16 protein-coding genes, 3 tRNA genes, 2 rRNA genes and 1 pseudogene are annotated in these 21,698 nt (G+C 41.9%); 16 read left to right on the top strand and 6 right to left on the bottom strand.

Annotated features, from left to right (window positions below; translation table 11 throughout):
* The 4 genes from rrf (DK430_RS12575) to DK430_RS12560 all read left to right on the top strand — a co-directional run.
* A 5S ribosomal RNA gene (rrf, locus tag DK430_RS12575) occupies positions 1 to 101 on the top strand; the annotation flags it as partial.
* A 50-nt stretch (positions 102 to 151) separates the two neighbouring features.
* Positions 152 to 267: ribosomal RNA gene (gene rrf, locus DK430_RS12570) — 5S ribosomal RNA — on the top strand.
* A gap of 8 nt (positions 268 to 275) precedes the next feature.
* Positions 276 to 352 (top strand) — tRNA-Asp (locus DK430_RS12565).
* A gap of 31 nt (positions 353 to 383) precedes the next feature.
* A tRNA-Trp gene (locus DK430_RS12560) sits at positions 384 to 459 on the top strand.
* Between the two features lie 159 nt (positions 460 to 618).
* Here DK430_RS12560 and DK430_RS12555 read toward each other — a convergent pair.
* From DK430_RS12555 to mltA, 4 genes are all read right to left on the bottom strand, one after another.
* Entirely contained in the window at positions 619 to 1,431 is an 813-nt protein-coding gene (locus DK430_RS12555) for a 5'-nucleotidase, lipoprotein e(P4) family (RefSeq protein WP_109079395.1), read from the bottom strand.
* 135 nt (positions 1,432 to 1,566) lie between these two features.
* Positions 1,567 to 2,559, bottom strand: coding sequence for a zinc ABC transporter substrate-binding protein ZnuA (gene znuA, locus DK430_RS12550; protein ID WP_109079394.1), 993 nt, complete (start codon positions 2,557 to 2,559; stop codon positions 1,567 to 1,569).
* A 99-nt stretch (positions 2,560 to 2,658) separates the two neighbouring features.
* Positions 2,659 to 3,429, bottom strand: a complete 771-nt coding sequence (gene tcdA / locus DK430_RS12545) for a tRNA cyclic N6-threonylcarbamoyladenosine(37) synthase TcdA (protein ID WP_162616854.1) — start codon at positions 3,427 to 3,429, stop codon at positions 2,659 to 2,661.
* Positions 3,429 to 4,553 (bottom strand): murein transglycosylase A, encoded by a 1,125-nt coding sequence (gene mltA, locus DK430_RS12540; RefSeq protein WP_109079392.1) that lies wholly within the window; start codon positions 4,551 to 4,553, stop codon positions 3,429 to 3,431. Before mltA ends, tcdA begins: the two co-directional genes overlap by 1 nt.
* 238 nt (positions 4,554 to 4,791) lie before the next feature.
* Here mltA and DK430_RS12535 point away from each other — a divergent pair.
* Positions 4,792 to 4,868 (top strand) — tRNA-Met (locus DK430_RS12535).
* Positions 4,869 to 4,918: 50 nt separating this feature from the next.
* Here DK430_RS12535 and mpl read toward each other — a convergent pair.
* Positions 4,919 to 6,292 (bottom strand): UDP-N-acetylmuramate:L-alanyl-gamma-D-glutamyl-meso-diaminopimelate ligase, encoded by a 1,374-nt coding sequence (gene mpl, locus DK430_RS12530; protein ID WP_109079391.1) that lies wholly within the window; start codon positions 6,290 to 6,292, stop codon positions 4,919 to 4,921.
* A gap of 155 nt (positions 6,293 to 6,447) precedes the next feature.
* Here mpl and fbp point away from each other — a divergent pair, with 155 nt between their 5' ends.
* The 3 genes and pseudogenes from fbp to DK430_RS12520 all read left to right on the top strand — a co-directional run bounded on the left by fbp (position 6,448) and on the right by DK430_RS12520 (position 9,598).
* The gene (gene fbp / locus DK430_RS12525) at positions 6,448 to 7,455 is read left to right on the top strand and encodes a class 1 fructose-bisphosphatase (RefSeq protein WP_109079390.1); all 1,008 of its coding nucleotides are present in this window, start codon (positions 6,448 to 6,450) and stop codon (positions 7,453 to 7,455) included.
* A 445-nt stretch (positions 7,456 to 7,900) separates the two neighbouring features.
* Positions 7,901 to 8,005, top strand: a pseudogene (locus DK430_RS13480) (ESPR domain-containing protein); the annotation flags it as partial.
* Positions 8,006 to 8,164: 159 nt separating this feature from the next.
* Positions 8,165 to 9,598, top strand: a complete 1,434-nt coding sequence (locus tag DK430_RS12520) for a YadA family autotransporter adhesin (protein WP_239496823.1) — start codon at positions 8,165 to 8,167, stop codon at positions 9,596 to 9,598.
* A gap of 67 nt (positions 9,599 to 9,665) precedes the next feature.
* On the opposite strand, the gene DK430_RS12515 is transcribed toward DK430_RS12520, so the two are convergent.
* Positions 9,666 to 10,472 carry an HI_1241 family integral membrane domain gene (locus DK430_RS12515; protein ID WP_109079388.1) on the bottom strand — a complete coding sequence of 269 codons (807 nt, stop codon included), beginning with the start codon at positions 10,470 to 10,472 and terminating at the stop codon, positions 9,666 to 9,668.
* Positions 10,473 to 10,684: 212 nt separating this feature from the next.
* Between DK430_RS12515 and DK430_RS12510 the strand changes: the two genes are divergently transcribed.
* The 8 genes from DK430_RS12510 to DK430_RS12475 all read left to right on the top strand — a co-directional run bounded on the left by DK430_RS12510 (position 10,685) and on the right by DK430_RS12475 (position 21,413).
* Positions 10,685 to 11,356 (top strand): trimeric intracellular cation channel family protein, encoded by a 672-nt coding sequence (locus DK430_RS12510; protein ID WP_109079387.1) that lies wholly within the window; start codon positions 10,685 to 10,687, stop codon positions 11,354 to 11,356.
* Between the two features lie 8 nt (positions 11,357 to 11,364).
* Entirely contained in the window at positions 11,365 to 12,627 is a 1,263-nt protein-coding gene (proA, locus tag DK430_RS12505) for a glutamate-5-semialdehyde dehydrogenase (RefSeq protein ID WP_109079386.1), read from the top strand.
* A 120-nt stretch (positions 12,628 to 12,747) separates the two neighbouring features.
* Positions 12,748 to 14,100: a lysine-sensitive aspartokinase 3 gene (gene lysC, locus DK430_RS12500; protein ID WP_109079385.1), complete on the top strand. Its 1,353-nt coding sequence runs from the start codon at positions 12,748 to 12,750 to the stop codon at positions 14,098 to 14,100.
* Between the two features lie 372 nt (positions 14,101 to 14,472).
* Positions 14,473 to 17,655 carry a type VI secretion system tip protein TssI/VgrG gene (locus tag DK430_RS12495; RefSeq protein ID WP_109079384.1) on the top strand — a complete coding sequence of 1,061 codons (3,183 nt, stop codon included), beginning with the start codon at positions 14,473 to 14,475 and terminating at the stop codon, positions 17,653 to 17,655.
* Positions 17,656 to 17,665: 10 nt separating this feature from the next.
* Positions 17,666 to 18,457, top strand: coding sequence for an ankyrin repeat domain-containing protein (locus tag DK430_RS12490; RefSeq protein ID WP_109079383.1), 792 nt, complete (start codon positions 17,666 to 17,668; stop codon positions 18,455 to 18,457).
* Positions 18,458 to 18,692: 235 nt separating this feature from the next.
* Positions 18,693 to 19,526: an ankyrin repeat domain-containing protein gene (locus DK430_RS12485; protein ID WP_162616853.1), complete on the top strand. Its 834-nt coding sequence runs from the start codon at positions 18,693 to 18,695 to the stop codon at positions 19,524 to 19,526.
* 36 nt (positions 19,527 to 19,562) lie between these two features.
* Entirely contained in the window at positions 19,563 to 20,339 is a 777-nt protein-coding gene (locus tag DK430_RS12480) for an ankyrin repeat domain-containing protein (RefSeq protein WP_109079381.1), read from the top strand.
* A gap of 237 nt (positions 20,340 to 20,576) precedes the next feature.
* On the top strand, positions 20,577 to 21,413 hold the full coding sequence (locus DK430_RS12475; RefSeq protein ID WP_109079380.1) for an ankyrin repeat domain-containing protein: 837 nt from the start codon (positions 20,577 to 20,579) through the stop codon (positions 21,411 to 21,413).
* Positions 21,414 to 21,698: the final 285 nt, after the last annotated feature.

The raw sequence follows: 21,698 nt of genomic DNA, 5'->3' as shown, positions 1-21,698 counted from the left end.
GCGGTGGGCCCACCTGACTCCATACCGAACTCAGAAGTGAAACGCCGTAATGCCGATGGTAGTGTGGGGTATCCCCACGTGAGAGTAGGTCACCGCCAAGTTTATTACTTTAGTTTATTGAGCTTTTAAGTGAACTAAAGTAATAAGAATTTTTAGCAGTCATAGTGCAGTAGAGCCACCTGAATCCATACCGAACTCAGAAGTGAAATGCTGTTACGCCGATGGTAGTGTGGGGCATCCCCATGTGAGAGTAGGTCACTGCTAATCCTCATTTCGGAGTGGTAGTTCAGCTGGTTAGAATACCTGCCTGTCACGCAGGGGGTCGCGGGTTCGAGTCCCGTCCATTCCGCCAATTTTGTACTTTATTAAAGTTACATACCAATAGGGGCGTAGTTCAATTGGTAGAGCACCGGTCTCCAAAACCGGGTGTTGGGAGTTCGAGCCTCTCCGCCCCTGCCACTACTTATTTAAAAGTAAAATTTCCTTTTATATACTCAGTTTTTCTTTTTTAATTTTATTATTAATTAACTTTTTTGTTTCAAATTATGTAAAAGAAAACCGCACTTTAAAGCTTTACTCTAAAGTGCGGTTAGTTTTATTGGTGTTTTTTAGCTTAGATTATTTTCCACTCCATGCTTTAATTGCATTTAAACGGGCGTCGACCTTGCTTTGAGAATCGCCTTTAAAGTAATCTTTTGCTAAGCCTCCTTCCCAACCGCCATAGTTTGGATTAGGTAATACAATATAGGTTTTGCCGAACTTAGCCTGATTTTGTGCAACAAAATCACGGCGATCCGCATTCAATCTACCATGGGTTGCATCACCGAAATCATCTAAGTTGTCACCGACATAAAGCACAATGTCATAGCCTTGACTTTCTATTTCGGCAAAACGGGCAGATTTGGCGGATTTATCCTTTCTCAGATAAAGGGAGGATTCATCAACACCGGTAAAGCCCAAGCGTTTCATGTCATCAATGGTCCCGGCTTTTTCATTGCTATCTTTACGGTTAGAGACGTAGAACATTTTACCTTTGTGAGAATTTACGTAGTTGTTAAATTCTACTGCACCGGCAATAGCACCTGATTCTCTCGCATCAACCCAACGCGTCCAATCCTTGCCGTCAAACGGTTTATTATTTTTTACTTGCCAGCCTGCATAAGCGCTGTTATCAATCATGGTTTCATCCAAGTCAACCACAACGGCTTTTTTCTTGCCTTTTTGTACTTTGGCATGATCAAACGCAACCTTCGCGGTATTAAATGCCTGATAAGCCAAGGCATCATATTCACCGGATTCCTGCATCCAATTAATTCCCATCACAGCCTGTTGTTGTAGTTGGGCGTCTCCTTTTGCCGTATCTTGTGCACAACCCGCTAATGCAAAAACCGAGATAACAGCAAGTGCGGTCATTTTTAATGTTTTTTTCATTGTGTCTTCCTTTTGGTTTGTGATAAGTCGCTAAAAATTATAGCAAGCATAATTTTGAATAGCACTGTATTTTTAGTTGACGCTAAATAATAAAAAAGAAGGCATGATTATTCGTCATGCCATCTTTTTATTCATTTATTTTGCTAAACATTGTAAGTAACTATCGGCGGTAAATTGTAAAAATGCGGCATAGGCATTTCCTTCTGTTTTTACGCTATCGCCCATTGGATCAAGGCGACCGACATTGACTTGGGTTCCCTTGCTCAGGCTCTCAATCACTTTTGGTGTAAATTGCGGTTCGGCAAATAAGCAGTTTACTTTGTGTTCGGCGATTTCTTCTTTGATTTTTGCTAAGGTTTTTGCTCCCGGTGCGACCAGCGGGTTGATAGTGAAATAACCGGTTTGTTTTAACCCGTAGGCGTTATTGAAATAGCCGTAGGCATCATGGAACACATAAAAACCTTTATCTTTTACACTTTCCAATTGCGATTTAATTTTCGCGCCGGTTTCATCTAAAGTGCGGTTAAATTCTGCGATGTTTTTTTCAATCAGCTCTTTTTTCTCCGGATATTGTTTTACCAGTTTCGCGGCAATGCGTTGCGCTACGACTTTGCTGATATCCGGCGAATACCATACATGCCAGTTAATACCGGCATCGTCATCATGATGATGTTCATGTCCTTCATGGGCGTGATGATCGTGGCCTCCGTGAGCGTGATCATGCCCTTCGTGCGAATGCTCATGTCCTTCATGCTCACCTTCGCCATGATGATGGTGATGATGCGCACCTTTTATCAAAAAGGGTTCAATTGCGGCAATGTCTTTAATTGTTAACACTTTTTTATAATCAAGGTCATCAATGGATTTATCTAAAAACGCATCCACATCTTCCCCGACCCAAACCACCATTTCGGCAGATTTTAATTTTTTTGCATCGGACGGTTTTAAATTGTAGTCGTGAGGGGAGGCGCCCGGCGGCACCAGCACATCTACATCGGTAACACCGTTTGCGATAGAAGAGGCAATGAAACCAAGGGGCTTAATTGAAGTGACGATTGTTGCGGAAGCTGCAGCGGAAAAAGAAAGAATAGCGGCGGCAATTGCCGTTTTTTTCAGTAACGTAGTCATTGTATTTCCTTCTATTATTGGAATATGAATTAAATAAAACCAAACTAGGTTACTCTTTTTTTATTTGAATTGCTATCTTTTTTTATTTGAAAAAATAAGTTAGTCATTTTTCTGTAATAACTTATCAATCACGCGAGAAACGGCGAAAAAACCGAAAGTTGCGGTGATCATGGTTGCTGCGCCGAATCCATTGGCACAATTCATGGTTGCCGAGATAGAACAACCATCACTTGTTTGCGGGAAAATGAGTGGCTGTGTAGAAAAGACGCTATCTATGCCAAATTTGCGTTTGGGGTTTTGCGTAAAGTTGTAATCCTTGCGTAAAACCGACCGCACTTTCGCCAGTAAGGGATCCTGGATGGTACGACTTAAATCGGCAATTTGAATTTGACTCGGATCCGTTTGCCCGCCTGCGCCGCCGACCGTGATTATCTTGATTTTGTGGCGTTTACAATAAGCGATTAATGCCGCTTTGGTTTTGACATTATCAATAGCATCAATGACATAATCATAGTCACGGTGAAGATATTGAGCTAAATTTTCAGCAGAAATAAAGTCATCAATAACATTTACATCACATTCGGGATTAATCAATTTTACCCGTTGTTGCATGGCCTCGGTTTTCAGCTGTCCGATATTGCCGCTCAGGGCGTGAATTTGGCGATTAATATTGGTCACGCAAATGTCGTCCATATCAACCATAGTGATACTGCCGATGCCGGAGCGGGCAAGCGCTTCTACCGCCCAAGAACCGACACCGCCGATACCGATGACGCAAATATGAGTCTGACGTAAACGGGTAAGGGCATCGGCGCCATATAAACGCCCGATACCGCCGAAACGTTGTTCGTAGTTATCAATGCGCGCCATTAGCGTAGCACCCAAACGCGACCGTAATGTTTGGACAAGCCTGCAATATGCCCCGCCTGATCGCCGATGCCGCGATATAAATCGAAATGGTGCCCGTTTACGGCGCCGCCTACATCGAGCGCCACCATTAAGTGTAGCTGATGTTGTCCCGTCCAGTTGCCGTTATTATCCATTTGCGGTACTTCCACCAATAGCACACTACCCAGCGGAATGACGTTGCGATCTGACGCCACGGAAGCCATCGGCACTAAAGGTACGCCAGCCGCACCTTTCACTTTGCCGTAGGGATCATTTTTAAAGAACACATAAGACGGATTGCGCTCCAACAGGCTTTGTACGCGTGACGGATTGGCATTTGCCCAATCACGAATGGCTTGAATAGACATTTTTTCTTTTGGAATTTCACCATCTTCCACCAGTAAACGCCCCACTGCGGCGTATTGATAGCCGTTTTGTCCCGCATAAGCGAAATAATTCAAATTGCCTTCGCCGAAATCCACATAGCCGCTGCCTTGTACACCAAGCAGGAAGTTATCGATCATGGAATCGCTATAAGCCAGTTCCAAGCCTTTGCCTTTCAATGCACCGGCGTAAATTTCCGCGCGGGAGAAGCGTTTTTGGGCAGGTAATGCATAAATCGGCTGATTAAATTTGCCTTGTTGTGTACGACGGGCGTGGATCACCGGGGAATAATAGCCGGTCATTAACACGTTTTGATAACCGTCGAAACCTTTCATCACTTGGCTTTGGATGCCAAAATTGGTTAATTCATTGGTGTTGGCGCCGGCGAGCACCCAAGCCGTCACTTTGTCATAAAGCGGTGCAAAATTGGTGCTCAATTTACTGGAATAATTATTGACATTGGAGAGTTGGGTCAAAAAATCACCTTGGTTTACCACCGCACTTTTGTTCTCAACCTGGCTTACGGGCATGAAAATGGATTGTTGATAAGTCCGTCCGTTATACACTGCACCGAACTTTTGCGGATCGATGTCCAAACTTTGCGTGTTTTGAGTCGTGGTTTGTTCACCGGCAGATTTGTTGGAATTGGAGGAGCACGCCGTTAATACCGCCATCGCGGAAAGAGTGAGAAGTTTATAAACAGAAGTTCGGTTGAATAGCATATAACGTCCTAAAAGCAAAATGGATAAAAACGAAAAGGCGAATTTTACACCAATTTGTTACGGATGAATATGGAATTCATACTGAATGATATAAAAGTGCGGTGAAAATTTCGGGTGTTTTCATTGGGATGGTTTGTCTAAAAAAACGACACATCGTTTGTTTTTATAACAATTAAACAATTTTTTTACATTTAAACTTGCAATTCATTTTCAAACGGGTATAGTTAGCGCCCTCTAACGCGGGGTGGAGCAGCTTGGTAGCTCGTCGGGCTCATAACCCGAAGGTCGTCGGTTCAAATCCGGCCCCCGCAACCAGATTCTAAAAGAAAGGCATTCGTTTTTGCGAATGCCTTTTTTCTTATCACTTAAACGCTTTTCTTTTGTAGAGCCTCTAATAGTTTCTGATGAATCCCGCCAAAGCTACCGTTAGACATCACCAAAATATGATCTGTCGGCTTGGCTTCGGCAACAATTAAATTGACGAATTCATCCAAATTATTGCTGTCATATGCCGGTTGGCTTAACTGCGCGGAAATCTCCGCGACTTTCCAAGGAATCGTTTCCGGTTGGAATAAGAACACCGCATCGGCTTGTTTTAACGCCGGTGCGATTTCGTCTTTATGCACGCCCATTTTCATGGTGTTCGAACGGGGTTCCAATACCGCCAAAATACGTTCATGTTGTCCGATTTTGTCGCGAAGTGCGGTCAACGTTGCCTGTATTTCTGTCGGATGATGGGCGAAATCATCGTAAACGGTCACGCCATGAACATTGCCTTTGACTTCCAATCGACGTTTGGCGTTAATAAATGAACCAAGTGCCGCACAAGCGTTTTCAATGCTCACACCTGCATGATGTGCCGCCGCAATCGCCATTAAGCCGTTGCGCATATTATGTTCGCCGACAATGTTCCAATGCACTTCAGCGACCTTTTCGCCTTTGTGAAACACGGCAAATTCGGTGCAATCGTGCTTAATACGCTCGGCATACCATTCCTGATCTTTGCCCACATACTGACGCTCCGACCAACAGCCCATTGCCAGCATTTGTTGCACGCTTTCTTCATCGGCAAAGGAGAGAATACGTCCGTTGTCGGCGATGGTGCGGATCATGTGATGGAATTGACGCTGAATTGCGTTCAGATCATCGAAAATATCCGCGTGATCAAAGCCGATATTATTAATAATCAGCGTGCGCGGGTTGTAATGGACGAATTTGGAACGCTTATCAAAAAATGCCGTGTCGTATTCGTCCGCTTCAATGACAAAATACGGACTTTTGCCTAAACGCGCGGAAATGCCGAAGTTACCTGCAATACCGCCGATTAAAAAGCCCGGCGCCAAACCATTTTTTTCTAAAATCCAGGTTAACATCCCGGTAGTCGTGGTTTTGCCGTGCGTGCCGGAAACCGCTAAAACCCAGCGATCGCGCAATAAATGATCGTGTAGCCACTGAGGTCCGGACGTATAAGGAATGTTGTTCACCAGCATATATTCAATGCATGGATTACCGCGTTTCATGGCGTTCCCCACGATAACCATGTCCGGCGCGGGCTGTAATTGGCTCGGTTCAAAGTGCGGTATGATTTCAATGTGATTTTCCGCAAGGAAGGTGCTCATCGGCGGGTAAACGTTGGTATCGGAGCCGGTGACATGGTAGCCCATTTGTTTGGCGATCATCGCAATGCCGCCCATAAACGTGCCGCAAATGCCTAAGATATGAAGGTGTTTGGTTGTCATATTGAATCCTTTTATCCCGAGTTATTGACGGTTTCAAATAAAAATGTGTTGTGAATCACAGAAATAGGAATCTCTTTCATCATCCAAAATTCAAGCTGTTATAATAAAGTATGTTCAGAATTGAGTAAATTCATTAATGAAATAAGGACTAAAAGATGAAAACATTAGGTCAATTTATTGTTGAAAAACAAGCGGAATATCCACATGCAAAAGGGGAATTGAGCGGGATTTTGTCGTCTATTCGTTTGGTGGCGAAAGTGATTCACCGCGACATTAATAAAGCGGGTTTAACCAATGACATTATCGGCAATTCCGGTGTTCAAAACGTGCAGGGCGAGGCCCAAATGAAATTGGATTTGTTTGCGCATAATACCATGAAACAGGCGTTAATGAGCCGTGAAGAAGTGGCGGGGTTTGCTTCCGAGGAAGAAGAAAATTTTATCGCATTTGATACGGAACGCGGTCGCAATGCCAAATATGTGATTTTAACCGACCCGTTAGACGGTTCTTCCAACATCGATGTAAACGTAGCGGTAGGCACTATTTTCTCCATTTATCGCCGTGTTTCACCCATTGGCACGCCTGTCACTTTGGAAGACTTCATGCAACCGGGTAATCGCCAAGTAGCAGCGGGTTATATCGTTTACGGATCCTCTACCATGTTGGTTTATACCACCGGGCATGGCGTCAACGGCTTTACTTACGACCCTTCCCTCGGCGTATTCTGCCTGTCTCATGAAAATATTCAAATTCCGCAAACGGGCAAAATTTATTCTATTAATGAAGGGCAATATCTCAAATTCCCAATGGGCGTGAAAAAATACCTGAAATACTGTCAAGAAGAAGACAAAGAAACCCAACGCCCTTATACTTCCCGTTACATCGGCTCTTTGGTGTCCGATTTTCACCGCAATATGCTAAAAGGTGGTATCTATATTTATCCAAGTGCTACCAACTACCCGAACGGAAAATTACGCTTGCTTTATGAAGGCAACCCGATGGCGTTTTTAGCGGAGCAAGCCGGCGGTGTGGCAAGTGACGGTTATAACCGCATTTTGGATATTCAGCCGAGCGCATTGCACCAACGCGTTCCGCTTTTCATCGGTTCCAGAGAAATGGTGAAAAAAGCCGAGCAATTAATGCGGGACTTTAAAGATCAATAACGGATATTAAAGTGCGGTCAGAAAAAATATCGTTTTTTTGAATATTATCTATCAGATTCTTTATAGAGGTAGATCATATTAAATCCGTTTTTTTGAGATCGTAATAATTATCAAATAAAAAATCCCTTTTCAGATTTTTAATTTGAAAAGGGATTTTTTTATGAAATATTTTTATCCGAAATTATTTTTTTATTCATATTACTTCATTCACTCCACTCTATGTAATTTACTGATATATAAGAACATAGTCATAGTATTCCAGTCGGTTTTTAGATCGTTTTAGCGTTATTTTTGCTCGAAATGGAGTGTTTTGTTCAATAAAAAAGCAAAATTAGATCTATTTTTATACGCCTATATTCTTTATAATTAGAAGTTGAATAATCTAGTTGGTTTTAGATGATTCTTTTTTGTTTTTTTAATCCCATTATCTTGTAAGGATATTTTTATGAACAAAACTTTCAAAGTTATTTGGAACAGCGCTAAGCAGACTTGTTCGGTTGTCTCGGAATTATCAAAAGGTCATGTTAAATCTAATTCAACCACAAATCATTCAACACTTTCCAAAATCTTCAAATTAAGCGCAGTTGGTACTTTACTTGCCTCTGTTTCTGTTTTTGCAAACGCTGAATCGTATCATGCAGGTGGTGCTATTGCGCCTGATGCAAAATCAACCAATTCAATTGCGATTGGAGAATTCGCAAAAATTACTATGGATACCTATGATGGTAAGCGTTCTATCGCTATTGGTAGCCGTGCTACGGCACAATCTGATGAAAGTACGGTAATTGGAAGCGATGCTTCTTCTAAAAATTCTTCCGTGTCAGTTGGTGCTCATTCTAATTCTGCTGAAAAAGCCGTCGCGGTAGGGGCTGGAACGAATGCTTCAGGTGCATATTCTACGGCACTCGGGCACAAAGCAGAGGCAACGACAAACAACGCCATTGCTACCGGTTACAGTGCACAAGCAACGGGAGATGCTGCTATTGCACACGGTGAAGTGGCAAATGCTTCCGGCAGTCATTCCATTTCTATCGGTGGACATTCTAATGCAATAGGTTCTCAGGCAATAACCCTAGGTTATAAAAGCTCTGCAAGTGGTGATAATGCTTTAGCGGCAGGCATTGGTGCAAATGCTACCGGAAACCGATCTTTAGCAGCAGGTACAACTTCTCAAGCCAGCGGTACAAATGCGACTGCTGTAGGTAGTGACGCCAATGCTTCCGGTGTAAGCGCATTAGCTGCCGGCTCCAAAGCAAAAGCAACGGCAAATCGTACGGTTGCATTAGGTACAGAATCGGTTGCATCCGAGTCAAATACTACTGCAGTTGGTTACAAAGCGAATGCAACTGCCGAAGGTACAGCATCCCTTGGTAATCAGGCGAATGCCAGCGGTAGAGTAAGTACAGCATTGGGTAACAATGCAAATGCGTCAGGTGTTAGCGCTTTAGCTGCCGGTGTATATGCTAATGCCTCCGGTCGGGATGCCATCGGTGTAGGGCGTAGTTCTAATGCCAGCGGTGCTTATTCAACAGCAATTGGTAGCGGAGGTATCGCCTCAGCACAAAATTCCATTGCAATTGGTACCAACGCTACTGCTTCAGACAGCAATTCGGTTGCGCTTGGTAGTAATTCGGTCACATCCGCCGCGGTCGGCACAAATGAGGCGACTGTGAACGGTGTAACCTACGGCGGTTTTGCCGGAAATAGTCCGGTGGGTACGGTTAGCGTCGGTTCTGCAGGTAGTGAGAGAACTATTACCAACGTTGCCGCCGGTCGTATTTCACAAGATTCAACGGATGCCATTAACGGTTCGCAGCTTCATTCCGTATTGCAGCAGAATACTGCAACGATTAATAACAACATCTATAACAATATTAATCGATTAGAAAACAAAATGGATCGTGAAGACAAACGCTTACGCGCAGGTATTGCCGGTGCGACGGCAACCGCAGGTTTACCGCAGGCTTATACGCCGGGTAAAAGCATGGTGGCGGCCGCAGTGGGCGGATACCGTGACCAAAGTGCGTTGGCGGTAGGTGCTTCCCGTATTACTGACAACGGCAAAGTAGTGTTGAAATTAACCGGTAACGTAAATACACGCGGTGATTTCGGCGGTTCCGTTGGTGCGGGCTATCAATGGTAAGATAATTTTACCGATGCAGTAAACAGAAAGGCGCTTCAAATGGAAGCGCCTTTTTTATAGATGGTGTTTAAGCGATGTAGGCAAAATTTGCCCAAACCGGCAAGCTGACGGCAATCAGCAACAAAATAAACAACGTATTGTAAGACAGTGTCCATTTTTTGAATACGTGCAACATCAGGATCGCCGCCACGGCAAAATGCAGAACAAAGTAGAGTAGTAACGCAAATTCGTTGGCAAAAACGACCGCACTTTGTTGGTATAAGTAGAATAAGCCGGTTGCAACAAAAATGGCATTGAGGGCAAGAAACGCGACCATACACAAAATCAGTAACGCAATAAAATGCTGTAAGCGATTGCGGGAAATCACCAATGCCAGATTGGCTAAAATAATGCCAAGTAAAATCTGTGCCAGCGGATTAAATTGAATCAGACTCACCTCGTCAAATAAGATCATGGCATAACAAATCACGCCCAACAATCCAATCAGCCCCGACATTTTTAGCAAACTGCTACGCAGTTCCTCTTCTTGAGGTTGTTTCCAGGTGGCGAAGGCCATGGCAAAGCCGCAAAGGCTGACAAAATCCGTTAAGATATAATGATAATTCGACCAAAAGCTGAGCAGGAACCACACCAGCCAAAACAGCGCGAAATAGAGATTCACACGACTTAAACGGGAACGTTGTCCGTTACAAATTTCCCCTTTGATAAACACAATTAAACAAATGAGTTGTGCCGTCAGGACGCCGAGTGCTAAATGGGAAATGGCTTTGGATTGCGGTTGTAACCAGAGGGCAAATATATCAATAACGAGTAAGAATAAAATGGGTGCCAGTGAGGAAAGTGCGGTTAAAAATTTGGATTGTTGATCGGACATGCTATTCCCTTGTGATAAACAAAGACGAAAATTGTCGAGCATTATGCAAGAATTCACCAACACGGTCAAAAGTTTGGGCAAAAAGTGCGGTTAAAAATCCAAGTGTTTTTTTATCTTAGCGAGACAAAATAAAGTTATGATCTAAAACATAGCATTTTGCCTCGTCTCTCTCTAAAATAACGCGAAAACCAACCGCACTTTTAAGGAACCTTATGCTACTTAGCATTCTTTATATTATCGGCATCACCGCCGAAGCCATTACCGGCGCCCTTGCCGCAGGGCGGGAGAAAATGGATATTTTCGGTGTCATTATTATTGCCTGTATGACGGCTATCGGCGGTGGTTCGGTGCGTGATGTGCTGTTAGGGCATTACCCGCTGGGCTGGGTGAAACATCCCGAATATTTCATTATCGTGGCGTCCGCCGCAGTACTTACGGTAGTGATTGCGCCTTTTATTCGGCATTTTATGCGTTATTTTCAAACGATTTTCTTGGTGTTGGACGCCGTCGGTTTAATTGTGTTTTCGATTATCGGTGCGCAAATTGCGCTGGATATGGGACACGGCACCACTATTGCAATTATTGCGGCAATCATTACCGGTGCATTCGGCGGGGTATTGCGGGATTTGTTGTGCAACCGCATTCCATTGGTTTTTCAAAAAGAGCTCTATGCCAGCGTTGCTTTATTGGCGACGGCGATTTATATCGGTTTGCAGCATTTACATATTGATCAGAATATTGTCATTATCGTTACCCTTATTGTCGGTTTCATCACCCGCTTATTAGCGATTCATTTTGAGTGGGGCTTGCCGATTTTTGATTATCAGGAACAGGATATTTCCAAGCACCATAAAGACGATAAATTACCGCAAAAAACGAAATAGGAGAGAAAATGTCCGTTGATTTAATTGAAATGGGAAAACAGGCGAAACAAGCCGCTTTTGTGCTTTCCCAACTTTCCCAACGTGAAAAAAATCATGCTTTGGCGTTAATTGCCGAGCAACTGGAACAGGAACAAGCGCGTATTTTAACCGCCAATGCGCAAGATATCGAAGCCGCCAAACAAAACGGTTTGTCGGAAGCGATTATTGACCGTTTATTGTTAACGCCGGAACGTTTGAAGGGCATTGCCAATGATGTGCGCCATGTGATTTCCCTTGCCGATCCCGTGGGAAAAATCATTGACGGTGGCGTGTTGGATAGCGGTGTGAAAATCGAACGGGTGCGTGTGCCACTAGGTGTTATCGGCACCATTTACGAAGCCCGCCCGAATGTCACCATCGATGTGGCGAGCCTCTGCTTAAAAACCGGTAACGCAGTAATTTTGCGCGGTGGCAAAGAAACACAGCATTCTAATAAAGTGCTGGTGGACGTCGTGCAAAATGCGTTGGAACGCGCCGGTTTGCCGAAAACAGCGGTACAGGCGATTACCGATCCGGATCGTGCGTTGGTCATGGGATTACTGAAATTAGATCGCTATGTGGACATGATTATTCCTCGCGGCGGCGCGGCATTGCATCAACTGGCAAAAGAACATTCTACTATTCCGGTGATTATCGGCGGCATCGGCGTTTGCCACATGTTCGTAGAGGAAACTGCCGATTTGGAAAAAGCCTTGCCGGTGATTCTCAACGCCAAAACCCAGCGCCCAAGCACATGCAATACGCTGGAAACGCTGTTGGTTCAACGTAGTATCGCCAATCAATTTTTACTAATGCTGGCAGATTATTTGGAAGGAAAAAACGTAAAATTACACGCTGATCCGACCGCACTTTCTCTTTTGCAAAACGCCGGCGCGGCGGTGTATCCGTTAAAAGAGGAAGAACTGAAACAAGAATGGTTGTCTTTGGATCTGAACGTGGTTGTTGTGGATGATTTGCCACAAGCTGTAGCGCATATTCGCCAATATGGCAGTCAACACTCAGACAGCATTTTGACTTCTTCGCAAAAATGCGCCCAACAATTTATTGCGCAAGTGGATTCGGCGGCGGTTTACGTCAACGCCAGTACCCGATTCACTGACGGCGGACAATTCGGCTTGGGGGCGGAAGTGGCGGTGAGCACGCAAAAACTACACGCGCGCGGACCGATGGGATTGGAGGCGTTAACCACCTATAAATGGGTTTGCGTTGGGGATTATTCGATCCGATCTTAGTTTTTTTAGAAATTTTTATGAATTATTTAAAAATTTAAATTAATTATTTGACAAATCTCTGGTAAATGAGTATTTGTATAGCAAACACACAATATTCATACTTATTAATCGGAGTTTTTTATGTCTCATCTTTCAGTCGCAAAATTCGGCGGCACTAGTGTCGCCAATTATCCTGCCATGCAATCCTGCGCTAAAATCGTCATTGCCGATCCCAATACTCGCGTTGTGGTGCTTTCCGCCTCTGCCGGCGTTACCAACTTATTGGTTGCTTTAGCAAACGGTTGCGAAGAACCGGAACGTAGCAAATTGCTCGATGAAGTTCGCCGAATTCAAGAAAATATTCTCACGGAATTGAAAGATGACAGCCGTGTTCGCCCGAAAATTGAGGCGCTCTTAGAAAATATTACCTCCTTAGCGGAAGCTGCCAATTTAGCCACATCTTTGGCATTAACCGATGAGTTAATCAGCCATGGCGAAATGATGTCTTCCCTGATTTTCGTAGAAGTATTGCGCGAATTGCAAGCTCAAGCTACTTGGTTGGATGTGCGCACCGTTGTCGCCACCAATAGCCACTTCGGTAAAGCCGCGCCGAATGATGAACAAACCCGCCAAAACAGCGATAACGTTTTAAAGCCGTTAATCGATCGTGGCGAATTGGTGATCACGCAAGGTTTTATCGGTCGTGATGAACATGGGAAAACCACCACATTAGGGCGTGGCGGTAGTGATTACTCCGCCGCTTTACTGGCCGAAGTGTTGGACGCAAAAGACGTGTTAATCTGGACGGATGTCGCCGGTATTTACACCACTGACCCGCGTATTGTGCCGAATGCGCAACGCATCGACACCATGAGTTTTGCCGAAGCGGCGGAAATGGCAACATTCGGAGCGAAAGTTCTCCACCCGGCAACATTATTGCCAGCGGTGCGCAGCAATATTCCGGTGTATGTAGGTTCCAGTAAAGCACCGCAAGACGGCGGCACTTGGGTCACCCGCGATCCGCAACCGCGCCCGACATTCCGCGCGATCGCTTTACGTCGTGACCAAACCTTACTCACTTTATCCAGTTTGAACATGTTGCACGCTCAGGGGTTCTTAGCCAATATTTTCACGATTTTGGCGAAACACAAAATCTCCGTGGACACTATTACGACGTCTGAAGTCAGCGTGGCTTTAACTCTAGATAAAACCGGCTCAGCCTCCTCCGGCGCAAGTTTGCTATCTAATGAATTAATCGGCGAGTTAAGTGAGTTTTGCACTGTGAAAGTGGATACCGGTTTATCACTTGTTGCCCTCATCGGTAACGATTTACACACCGCTTCCGGTGTTGCCAAACGTATTTTTGAAACCTTGGATGCTTACAATATCCGTATGATTAGCTACGGCGCGAGCACAAACAATATTTGTTTGTTGTCCGACAGTGATAAAGCGGATGAAGTTGTGCGTTCGTTGCATAAGGCGTTGTTTGAGTAAGAAAATATTTAAAAAATACCCGCACGTCTAATAATTAATGTGCGGGTATTATAAAGTAAAACACTTAAAAAATTTCTCACAAACCACTGAAGTCATTTATTTGTCTCTTCAAGATTATTCATAAAGCCAACGTTCAAAAAAACGTTGTTTTTTATCACCGCACTTTTAAACCTATTCAACGAGCTCCTTTTATCTATTGCTTTAATTATTCTCTTTGTTAGAAAGACATATCTTTAGCCGCAATATCGTCGCTACTTCTTCTAAACAATCATATACAAAAACGCGTGAATACAGTAAGATAGCCTCATTATTTATTTACCAATAACCTATATTTAATATCATAAAAGTGCGGTTAAAAATAAAGGAATTTTTATGTCTAAAGATCAGTTGTTATCAGAACTTAATAAAATTAATTCATCAGCAAGTCAAATTGGTAGCGCTGCAGATTTAGTCGGAGCTGATGAGTTAGCAGGGAAAATTCATCAAGTCCAGGATAAAGTTGCTAAGGCTTCGGATGCAGTATCAACAGCAAAAAATACGGTGAATAATGTAAAAAATGTTGTGCAGCAAGGTCTTTCCTCTACATCTATTGATTCACTTGCCGGTACTGTTGGCTCTATTGCGGGTTTAACCGGCAATGAGAAGTTGGCTGCAAATGTCGCTAAAGTACAACAAACGGTTTCACAAGCTAAGCAAGCGGTTTCGATGGCGGAAGGCGTTATTCACCGAGTCAAAAGTGTGAGCAACCAAGTCAGTAAGGGACTCAAGCCAATAAGTGATGATACACCGTCAGCATTTTCCTCACCGTTAGAATTACTCACCGCACTCTTTAACCGCAAACCAAGCGGATTGCAATTTACGCTGGAAGCGGGCAATTTACCGCCGGCGACCTTTTCCGTCATCAGTTTTCACTTTTCTTCACACTATAATGAATTAGATGCGTTAGACGTTGCGGTAAGCAGTGCCGATTCAGCCATTAACCCGGCTCAGGTCTTAGATAATCATGCCGTGTTATCCATCTGGCAGGATGGCGTATTGCAGCAAACCTTTTCAGGCATGGTGTCGGATTTTGAGCAAGGCGACAGCGGATTTCGATTAACACATTACAATTTAACGATTCGTCCGGATTTATGGCGGGCGGGTTTACGACGTAATTCAAGAATCTTTCAGCAGAAAGATATTGAAAGCATTCTTTCAACGCTTTTTGCCGAAAATAAAGTGATGGACTATGCCTTTATTTTACGTCATCCCCATTCTGAGCGTGAGTTTTGCGTACAGTATCGTGAGACGGATTATGAGTTTCTGCAACGTCTTACGGCAGAGGAAGGTATATTTTATTACTTTGAGCATCGCGACGGTCAACACCGTTTAATCTTAACGGATGATGTTGCAACGTTAGTGCAATCGGTAAGCCTGCCTTATAACCTGAATAAAAATGCCCAATTACAGGAAAAATGTATCACCTCATTTAGACGGCGCGAGCAACTACGTCCTTCGCGCGTACAACTGAAGGATTACACATTCAAAAAGCCGAATTGGGCGGCCTCCTTTGAAAGCGGAACGGGATATGAACATTATGATTTTCCGGGGCGGTTTAAAGATGGCAGAGGCAAGCAATATACGCAATACCGCTTAGACGGTTTAAGACAAGATGCGCATTTAGGCGAGGGCATTAGTAATAGTCCGAATTTACAGGTAGGCAAACTGTTTACATTAGAAGGGCACCCGAAAGCAAGTTTAAATACGTTATGGCAACCGGTGAGCGTGCGTTATGAAGGGCAGCAACCGCAATCTTCAGAATTAGAGGCGGGCGGCAATCCTACGACCTTAACCGCGAATTTTGAGTTTATTCCAAGCGACCAGACCTGGCGTCCGTCACAACGTACCAAGCCACGGATTGAAGGACCACAAATGGCAATCGTAACGGGGCCGAAAGGGGAAGAGATTTACACGGATAATTTCGGACGCATTCGTTTGCAATTTTTGTGGGACAGAGAAGGGAAATTTGATGACCACAGTTCATGCTGGGTGAGAGTGACCCAACCTTGGGCAGGTAAAGGCTGGGGGATGATGGCGATACCGCGGGTGGGGCATGAAGTGGTGGTGAACTTTTTGGATGGCGACCCGGACCAACCGATAGTGACGGGCAGGGCGTATCATGCCAATAATATGTCCCCGGCGGGATTACCGGCGAATAAAACGCAAATGCACATCATGTCGCAAACATATAAGGGAGGTGGTTATAACGGGGTGATGATGGAAGACTCCCCGGGCGCGCAGCGTTTAGATTTTCAGGCGCAAAAAGACATGACGACAGATGTGATAAATAATAAGAGTATGCTGGTGATTAATGAACACGCCGAGTCGGTGACGAAAAATCAGGATATAACCGTACGAGGGAACCGTGATAAGCATGTGTTGGAAGCGGAACTGGTTTCTTTATCGCAGAACAGTATCAACCAAGTGGGGATAAATCAAAGCCTGACGGCGGAGAAGACATTGATAGTGTCGTCACAAGGTGGCGGAATTGCGTTGGTTGCGGGAGGCGCGTCGATTTCGTTGGATAAAGAAGGGAGTGTGATGATAGCGGGTAGTGGGACGGTGACGATAAATGGGCAGGAGAGTGTTTATATTAATAATGGCATGGTGAATAATAACATTGTTGCGATTATGCTTGCTCTTTTATCTCCTGACTTGACGCCGGAACAGCTTGCCGAAGCATGGCAAGCGGCTTCCAGTGAAATTGAGAGATTACATCAAGAAGGAAAACATGAATTAGCCAATGAATTAGATCGGCAACGTAAGGCATTGCAGAAGGCAGCACTTGCGAAAGCTGTTTATAACCCTGTTGGAAGTGAGCCGCCAGTGGGATGGAAAGAAATTAGTGATAACCCAGAAGAACTAAGTAAGTATGGATTGATTACAAAGGATTTTCCTAAAAATCAAGATTTTCAAGCTCGTTTTTTTGTTCCTGACCCAGCAGTATTTGGTGATGATATGAAACCAAGCATTGTCTTCAGAGGTACGCGTCCTGAAGAATTAGTGGACTGGAAAAATAATTTTAGACAAGGAGTTGGTTTGAAGTCTGATTATTATGAAAGAGCACTAGCAATCGGTCAAAAGATAAAAGATTCTGGAAATGCTGCGAATGTTGAGTTTGTCGGGCATTCTCTTGGCGGCGGACTAGCTTCTGCTGCTTCCAGAGTTTCTGGGGCTAAAGCGACAATTTTTAACTCTGCCGGGTTAAATGACTCTACAGTAAAAAATGTGGTGCCAAGTGAAATTGAAGCATATTACGTTAAAGGAGAGATCTTGACTCGCTTTCAAGAGTTTGATGGAGTGTCTTTCTCATCGGCACCGATAAATAATGTTGGGGATTATCTTTTGGCTAAGGGAATGCCAGATGCCGTTTATACTACTCGTTATCCTCTACCAAAACAAACAACAGAACATTGGATTCTTCCAATTAGGAATTCTGTTGATGATCATGGTATGGATAAAGTTATTCCTGCTTTAGAAGGTGAGTTTAGAGGTATAATCGGCTCTATTCGTTAGAGGGAAAGTAATGAAACACTTATGGTTAATTTTTATTTTATTTTTGTTTGGAGGTTGTATGCCCGCAGGTTATCCACTGGATGGTTTTTCTGAACCACAAAAAGAGCTGGTTAAAGCTATTAAAGATGGTAATGTAGAGAAAGTGAAGGAACTTTCAGTAAAAACAGATTTGAGCTTGATGTCAGATAAAAGTATTCCTTTACTTACTGCAGCAATTTACGAAGCATTGGATGATTTAAAAGGTAATAAAATTACCCCACACTTACAAATAATCACAGAGTTAGTTAGAGCAGGTGCACCATTTGATAAACGAGGAGGATTTGATGAATCGCCATTAAACATGGCACTGATACAACAGAATTCGTTATTGTTGAATTCTATGTTAGATGGCGGGTTAAATCCGAATTATGAATTAGAATCTGCTCCAATTATTTTTGATGTATTAAATGACAATAAATTAAGCTCTGTAAAATTATTAGTAAAATATGGGGCAGATATAGATGCAAAAACAACAGCAACTGCAGGAGAAACTCCTGCTCATGTTGCAGTAATTACTGCTCCTGAAGTTTCTTATTATTTAGTGTCAATGGGTGCTAGTGTTCATAGTGAAAATAAATTTAATAAAAGAACATTTGCAATGTCAGTTTTTAATAAAGAAAAATCTTTGCAAGAAAGTATTACTCGTATTAAAAGCGGAAAGACTAAGGGAGATTTGAAAGCGATAGAAGGTGATTTAGATACGGTACGAAAAATTAAATCAATTATGATTGAAAAAGGTATTGAGTGGCCTCCTAAGCAATGATTCTAATGTTGAACCTTGAGTTAACTCTGGCGCTCCATACAAAAAGTGCGGTCAAAATTTTTGATATTTTTCATAAATAAAAAACACTTAGAAAACAGACCGCACTTTTTATTTAATGTCTAATGTCAATTAAATATTCTAAATAAGGTCTTGAGAAAATAGCATGATAAAGAAAATAATCGTTATGTTTATCCTCATTCTTATTACCCTATTATATTTTAATAGAGGATTTTTTATGACCTATTCAGTTAATGATTTTTATGGAAAAAATCAAAAAGAATTAGCAGAGGCTATTTGGCAAAAAGATGTGAAAAAGGTGGAAGAATTAGCGCCACATACTGATTTGCATACATTAAGCAAAAAAAATATGTCGCTCCTTATGTTACCTATCGTTCGGATTTCTGAAGATTTAAATGGAAATAATGAAGCCTATTATCAAATTATTACCATTTTAACTAAGAATGGTGCAGATCCGGATCAGGCACAAGGAAAAAATAAAGATGATTCTCCATTGACAACCGCTATATTATACGCAGGTGCGCCACCGCAAATATTAGAGGCGTTATTAAAAGGTGGATTGAATCCAAATTATAAACGAAAACGATTTATGAATATCCCGATTATTTTCGCGGTAACTAATGATATTCATCATGAAAAATTTAAACTATTAGTTGATTATGGTGCAGACATTAATTCTTCTAAAGAAGGTATTCCCCTAGTTATTGAAACTGCATCTCTTGGTCCTAAGAATACATTATATATTTTAGAGCGCGGTGCAGATATCAATGTTACTGGGCATAATGGGCTCACTGTCCCCTATTTAATTTATGCGAATATTAGAGATCGTATTCAATCTAAAAAGTTAATTGAAGAAGGGAAGATCGCATCAAGAGATAAATTTAGAGAGATTTCACTTATCGAGGAAACCGTTAGAGATGAGGAAAAGGTAAGAGAGTTTTTAATTAAAAAGGGGGTTAAATGGCCACCGGAAACACCACCTCAGATTCAGAAAAATTTAGATAATCAAAAAAATTATCAGCCTAAAAAGCGCTATGATACCAATTACTAGGCTTATTCTATTGAAATAGAGTTTGAAAGGAAAATAATGAGATTTATTCTATTGTCATTCTTTCTATTATGTAATTGCATAAATATCTATGCCAATGACACGGCTAAAAATCAGCGTTTTCCGGCGGAAGAGTATTTTACAGGTGAACGTTTGGAGATGGGCGAAGCCATTTATCGGAATGATAAAAAGCGTGTAGAACAGTTATTAGCAGAAGGCACTGATGTAAATACATTATCAAAGGATAAGACCGGTTTTACCTATTTAATGTATTCCGTATTTTTGGATAATCGATTTGATATTGCAAAGCTGCTTTTTCAACATAAAGCGGATCCAAATTTGGTCTCTAAAGTTTTTTCTAAAAAACAAAAGAGAGATGTTTATTATCTCCCCCTAACCTTTGCGGCGGAAAGATTGCCGATAGACTATATGAAAATGTTACTTGAGTATGGCGCAGATCCATCGGTAGCTTATGTTGATAAAAAGGGAAAAATGGCACTTAATGCGGCAGTTCGTTCCGCTTATATTTTGAAAAAATGGGAAAGAAGTGATTATATGAACGATATTAAGGCAAGGGTTGATTTATTACTGGCTCATGGCGCAGATATTAATGCGATTGGCGCAATGGATGAAAGTGTTGTTGAATCTGCAACGAGTAACCCTGAGATTGTTGTCTATCTAATGGATAAAGGTGCCGATCATCGCATTTATGGAAAACGCGTGTTGAGATTTTATAGAGATATTTTTAAAAGTGGACCGGTAGGAAAACCTTATCAGGCCGAAATAATTAAACGCTTATCTGAGTTGGGTTACTAACTTCCTCGTGAAAATGCAAAAAGTGCGGTCATTTTCCTAAGTGTTTTTTCTTTATGAAAAACACCGGGAAATTTGACCGCACTTTTTTATCTTAGAGAAGATGAAATATGTTGTAATGGTTCAGTATGAATATTAAAGCGGTTAGGAAAAAGTAATGAAACACTTATGGTTTATGCCCACAAGTTATTCACTAGATAGTTTTTTTGAGCCACAAAAATTGCTGGTTAAGGGGACGTTATGCAAAATAATCAGTTAAAGTTTATAAGATTTTTACTGGAGAATATAAAAATAACTTTATGCATATTAATATTAGGAGCATCTATGAATGCTTATACAAATGATTCAGAAAGAAATGAACGACTTTTACCGGAAAAATATTTTGAAGGTAAACGACTTGAAATGGCGAAAGCTATTCATCAGAATGATAGAGTAAAAGTAGAAAAATTGTTAAAAAATGGTCTTAATGTCAATGAGTTATCAAGTAATAATGATGGAGTGACTTATTTGCTATATTCACTCTTTTTAGATGACCGTTTTAAGATTGTAGAGTTACTACTTCAACATAATGCAGATCCGAATCAAGTGTCAAAAGTATTATCAGAAAATAAGAAGAGATATGTTTACTATCTTCCTCTAACTTTTGTATCGGATGATAAGCCGATAGAATACATGGAATTATTATTGAAATACGGAGCTAACCCGAATTATGCTTATAGAGATGAAAAAGGAGAAATACCACTTTATGCAATGTATCCGATAAATGCGGCAGTACGTTCTTCCTATATTTTAAACCGTTGGTCGCGGGAAGATTATATGAATGATATAAAAGCAAGAGTGGAATTATTACTACAACATGGAGCAGATATTAATTCGATTGGTGCAACAGGTCGTAGTGTTGTTGAATTTTCATTAATGAATCGTGAAATTATTCTATATCTAATGGATAAAGGCGCAGATCATCGTATTTATGGTGAAAAATTATTAAGAAGTTCAGAAAAACTATTAAAAGCTAATCCTAATGATGAAAATTTAAAAGAAATAATACGGCGGTTAAGAGAGCTGGGTTACAAGTAAGGCTGGTTTATTTTACGACTAGTATAGATGGAGATTTAGTTGAGTTAAAAGATGAATTATATCCTGCTAAGAAAATTCCGATGGTAGATTATCTTAATAGTTTTATGGAATCGATAAATTAAAAATTGACTTAGAAATTAAACTTGATATATCTTCTGAAGATTTTCTTGAAAATAAAATAGAAATTTTGTCTTAGATTAGTTTCATAATCTTGTAAAGTGCGGTCAAAATTTTCGGTGTATTTCATAAAGAAAAAACACTTAGAGAAGTGACCGCACTTTTTTA

It is taken from the genome of Aggregatibacter kilianii (genome assembly GCF_003129965.1).
GTDB lineage: Bacteria > Pseudomonadota > Gammaproteobacteria > Enterobacterales > Pasteurellaceae > Aggregatibacter > Aggregatibacter kilianii_A.
Note: the sequence above shows the minus strand (reverse complement) of the source record. Positions and strands in the feature narration are given on the sequence as shown.